Origin of the sequence: Streptomyces sp. 8N706, from assembly GCF_052245415.1 — a bacterium.
GTDB lineage: Bacteria > Actinomycetota > Actinomycetes > Streptomycetales > Streptomycetaceae > Streptomyces.
In genome coordinates, this window is the sequence record NZ_JBQQBW010000210.1 from 1 (window position 1) to 4,623 (window position 4,623).

Below are 4,623 nucleotides of genomic sequence, written 5' to 3' on the forward strand. Positions count from 1 at the left end.
GTCAACGGCAAGAAGAACGACGGCAAAGCCAAAGAAACCCTCCAAGTCGTCGACGTCGCCCAACTCCTCCTCGACTCCGTCAAAACCCCACCCACCGACCCCACCGGCGACACCCAAACAACCGACGTACCAGAACCCGAGCCGGTCAAGTAGTACGGAGTCGACCGCATAACGAAGCCCCCATGCCATGGCTGACTGCCCGGCATGGGGGCTCTTCGTTCCGTGAAGCCGTACGAACGGTGGCTCGGGTGGCCCTGTCCGTTCAGGCCGACAGCCCTGGTTGCCGGGCAGGCACCAGGGCTGTCGGACTACGTCGGGACGGGGGCGGGAGCGCGTGGCCCCCCGGGAAGAACGCGTGACTCCGATGAGGTGAGCGCGTGGCCGGTGAGCGCGTGGCTCAGATGCTGACGCCGTGCTCGCTCAGCCAGGAGGCCGGGTCGATCGGGTCGCCGCCGCCCGGACGGACCTCCATGTGGAGGTGCGGCCCGGTGACATTGCCGGTGGCGCCGACGCGGCCGATGGTCTCGCCCGTCCCCACCTCCCCGGACGTCTGTGTCATCGAGGACAGGTGGCAGTACCAGATCTCCGTGCCGTCCTCGAGGGTGAGGACGATCCGGTAGCCGTACGACCCCGCCCATCCGGCCTCGGTGATGGTGCCGCCGTGCACCGCCTTGACGGGGGTGCCGGTCGGCGCGGCGAAGTCCTGGCCGGTGTGGTCGTTGGACCACAGGGAGCCGGCCTCGCCGAAGCTGGAGGTGAGGGTGTAGGAGGACGTCGGGACGGTGTACTCGCGGGCGAGTCTGGCGAGCCGCTCGGCCTCCGCCTTCGCCTTCGCCTTCCGCGCGGCCTCGGCCTCGGCCTCCTTCTTCTCGGCGGCGGCCTGGGCCTTCCTCTCCTCCGCCTCCTCGGCGGCCTTCTCGGCAGCGGCCTTCTCGGTCGCCTCGCGCTCCGCCGCCTCCGCGGCGGTCTGCTGCTGCTCGGCCTGGCGCATGATGCGGGCCCGCAGCGCCTCGCCCGCACCGGTGCCCTCGGCGGCCTCGGAGTCGGTGAGACCGGCTCCGGAGAGCGGAGCCGTGGCGGCCACGACGCCCTCACCCGACCCGGAGTCGTCGGATATCAGGGCGCCGATGCCGGGGAGTGACGTGGCGTCCGGAAGCTTGTCCGAAACGTACGAGAGGTCCGGCATGGAGATCGAGACGGGAGGCTTCTCCTGTGCGCTGGCCATACCGCCGGCGCCGACCGCGGCGAAGACGCCGACCCCGAGGACAGCGCCGCTGCGGGCCATACCGCCCCCGCGCTGCTTGACAACGCGGTGCCTGCCGCGCACCGGAGCGATGGATTCCTCGGTCGGGTTCCACTCACCCGGTACGGCCGGGGGCTCCCTGTCGAAACCGGCGTCAAAGCTCACGGATTCGTACAAGGACTCAGAGGCAGGCCTGTTGGACGCCACGCGGGCGCACTCCTTTCCTTCCTTCTCGCCTACCGGGTTAGCTGACGGGTTCGGAGCAGGAAGGTCTCCTACGGACCCCTCTGGGAGAGGCGCCCGATTCACCCCAAGGTGGTGGTTCCCCGGTTCCCTTGGTGCAGGTCGTGCAGGGGTGGTGCTGTGTGGCCGGTGTTGCCCGGTCCTGCGGGTGGTGCTGTGCGTTCGGGATTCGGCGAAGGCGCACGGTGCCGTCTCTTGTGACGGCTGGGACGACCGCGCTGCGTTATCGAACGTTAATAGCGGCGGCGCTGGATTCCAAGCTGTTCCCGTTGATCATTAAGGGATTCCGGCAGGACCAAACAGGACACCCATACGCCAATACGGGCGAGTTGACTCCGCGCCGGAAACAGCCTCCGGCCCGATCGTGCCGCAGTCGTTATCCGCGGCGACGCGCAGAGGCGCCGAACAACTACGGACCGTAGGGCGCCGGAGCGGCAGCCCGGTCGCTCTCCGCGCCGCGCGTGAGATCCACCGTCCGCCGCCGCTCCGGCTGCCGCTTCCCCGGACGGCCGACCGCCAGGAGCGCCATGTCGTCCGTCGCCTGCCCCGCCGTGTGCCGGGCCACGTCCTCGACGATCGCGTCGAGCAGAGCGTCCGGCCCGGAGAACACCCGGCCGCGCAGCCGCTCCGCCGGGTCGTAGAAGACGCCTTTGGGATTCCGGGCCTCGGTCACCCCGTCCGTGAACAGCAGCAGCGTGGCGCCCTCGGGAAAGTCGAAGGTGTCCACCCGTTCCGGCCAGGCGCCCAACTCCCCCATGCCCAGCGGGAGCGAGGGGACCAGGGGCTCGGCGTCCCACAGACGGCCGTCCTCGAGGAGCACGAGGGGAGCCGGGTGGCCGCGGTTGAGGATGCGCAGCGTCCCTCGGCCGGGCTCCGCGTCGGTGCCCGTGGGCGGCGTGGTCACCACCTCCGCCAGCACGGCCGTGGTGAAACCCTCGAACTGATCGAGATCCTCCCGCAGTGCCGCCTCGCGCACCAGCGCCCGCTCCAGGCGGGCGGCGACCCTCTCCAGGGTCGGCTCCTGCTCCGCGGCCTCGCGGAAGGCGCCGATGACGATGGCCACCGCCTCGACGGCCTCCAGACCCTTGCCGCGGACGTCCCCGACGATCAGGCGCACGCCGTACGGGGTGTCCTGCACGGCGTAGAGATCGCCGCCGATACGGGCATCGGCCTGCGCGGCCCGGTACCGGGCCGCGACCTGAAAGCCGCCGATGCGGTCGGCGGGCGTCGGCAGTACGGCCATCTGCGCGGCCTCGGCGATGCTGCGCGCCGACGCGAGCCGACGGTCGCCGCGACGCACCACCCGGTTGATGAACAGCGCGAGCAGGGCGACGGTCAGGACGGTGACGAGCTCCGTCACCGACTCGATGTTGCCCGCGTCGCGGTCGTAGAGGTGCAGCCCGAGCACCGCGACCCCGGCGGTGACGCCCGCGGCGACCGTGGCGCGCAGGGAGAACAGCGGCGCGGCGACGAGCGGGGCGGCGGAGAAGAAGGGAGAGCCCGTGAAGCGGGACGGGGTCGCGAGGTCGAAGACCAGCCCGCCGACGATCAGCACGGCGGGCATCCAGCGGGCGAGGGCGCGGCCGGCAGGGCTACGGACGCTGTCGTTCCGCACGTGGGGGACAGCTGCCGCGCCGCGACGTCTGCGGCCGGTACGGCTCGATCCCCCGACTCGCATCCCCACCTCGTGTCTCCTACCCGTCCGTGCGGCGCGGGACCGCGCCTCCTCAGGCTGGCGGGCGGCCGCGCGGTCGGCGAATCGGCGTGCGCCAAGTGATGCACACCGATGTTCCCTCAGGTCTCCCCGCGAAGACATCCCTTATGCCCCGAACAGCCCATTATTCTGCCTTTGGAGTTAGCGTCGTAAGTATGAAGAGCTCAGTACGTCTCGCCGTCCTGTGGCCGGTGATGGCGCTGGTGGCCGCCGCTCTCGTGCTGGTGGCCGTGATGACTCCCGGCGCTCGGGCTGCGGACGGGCTCGACAGCGCCGCGGCGGCCCTGAAGAAGGGCCCCGTCTACGTCGATCCCCGGGCCGGGTCCATTCTGTCTCCCGGGGACGCCGACGCCCTGACGAACAAGATCGAGAAGGCGGACAAGCCGGTCTTCGTGGCCGTGTTCCCCGCCGCCTCGGAATTCCAGCCCTCGACGCTCCTCCAGGACCTGCGGAGCCAGGTCGGGATCACGGGTGTCTACGCGGTAGGGCTGGGCGACCGCTTCAACGCCGGCGCGGACTCCTCCGTGATGCCGCGCAACGCCGTCGCCAACCTCACCGGGGCCATGGAGCGGTCCGACCCGGGTGACGTCAAGGCGATGATCACCGGCTTCGTCGACCAGGCCGTGCAGCAGGCGAACGGCCACGCCCCCGCGTCGTGGAGCGGTGGCTCGGACACGGACACGGGCACGAACGACGGCGCGGGCTACAACAAGGTCAGCGGCGCCGGTCTGGCCATCACCTTCGGCGTGCTGCTCCTGGCCGTGGGCGGCAGCGTGCTCCTGGTGAGCCGGCGCGGCAAGAGGCGCCGGACCGAGCGGGAGCAGCGGCAGCTGGCGGCCCTCCGCCCGGTGGTGGACGAGGACATCACCGCCTTCGGCGAGGAGCTCGAACGTATCGATTTCGACCCGTCCGCCCCCACGACGGACGACGCGATGCGCGAGGACTACGGACGTGCCCTGGACTCGTACGAGAGGGCGAAGGCGTCCATGGAGGGCGCGCGGCGGCCGGATGACGTCCGCGGGGTGACTCAGGCGATCGAGGACGGCCGGTTCTCGCTGACGACGCTGGAGGCCCGCAGGAGCGGGCAGCCGCTGCCCGAACGCCGTCCGCCGTGCTTCTTCGATCCACGCCACGGCCCCTCGGTCGAGGACGTGCAGTGGGCTCCGGAGGGCGCGGGTGAACGGTCCGTGCCGGTGTGCGCCGCCGACGCCGCACGGCTGGCGGACGGCGAGGAGCCGATGGGCCGCACCGTGCAGACGGCATCCGGACGCCGGCCGTACTGGGAGGCCGGGCCGGTCTACGGGCCGTGGGCCTACGGCTACTACGGCGGCGGATTGCTGCCGGGGCTGCTGGTGGGCACGCTGCTGGGCAGCATGCTCGGCTCCTCGCACGCCTACGCGGACGGCGCCGGGGACTACGGGGG

3 protein-coding genes and 1 riboswitch are annotated in these 4,623 nt (G+C 71.4%); of the genes, 1 reads left to right on the forward strand and 2 read right to left on the reverse strand.

Annotated features, from left to right (window positions below; genetic code table 11):
* Positions 1-397 precede the first annotated feature (397 nt).
* Together ACTWQE_RS33655 and ACTWQE_RS33660 are read right to left on the reverse strand one after the other, a co-directional pair.
* Positions 398-1,450, reverse strand: a complete 1,053-nt coding sequence (locus tag ACTWQE_RS33655; RefSeq protein WP_443332892.1) for a M23 family metallopeptidase — start codon at positions 1,448-1,450, stop codon at positions 398-400.
* A gap of 12 nt (positions 1,451-1,462) precedes the next feature.
* Positions 1,463-1,600: riboswitch (cyclic di-AMP (ydaO/yuaA leader) on the reverse strand.
* A gap of 295 nt (positions 1,601-1,895) precedes the next feature.
* On the reverse strand, positions 1,896-3,050 hold the full coding sequence (locus ACTWQE_RS33660) for a PP2C family protein-serine/threonine phosphatase (RefSeq protein ID WP_443332894.1): 1,155 nt from the start codon (positions 3,048-3,050) through the stop codon (positions 1,896-1,898).
* Positions 3,051-3,355: 305 nt separating this feature from the next.
* On the opposite strand from ACTWQE_RS33660, the gene ACTWQE_RS33665 reads away from it, so the two are divergent.
* On the forward strand, positions 3,356-4,623 hold a 1,268-nt coding region (locus tag ACTWQE_RS33665), incomplete at its 3' end, for a hypothetical protein (protein WP_443332893.1).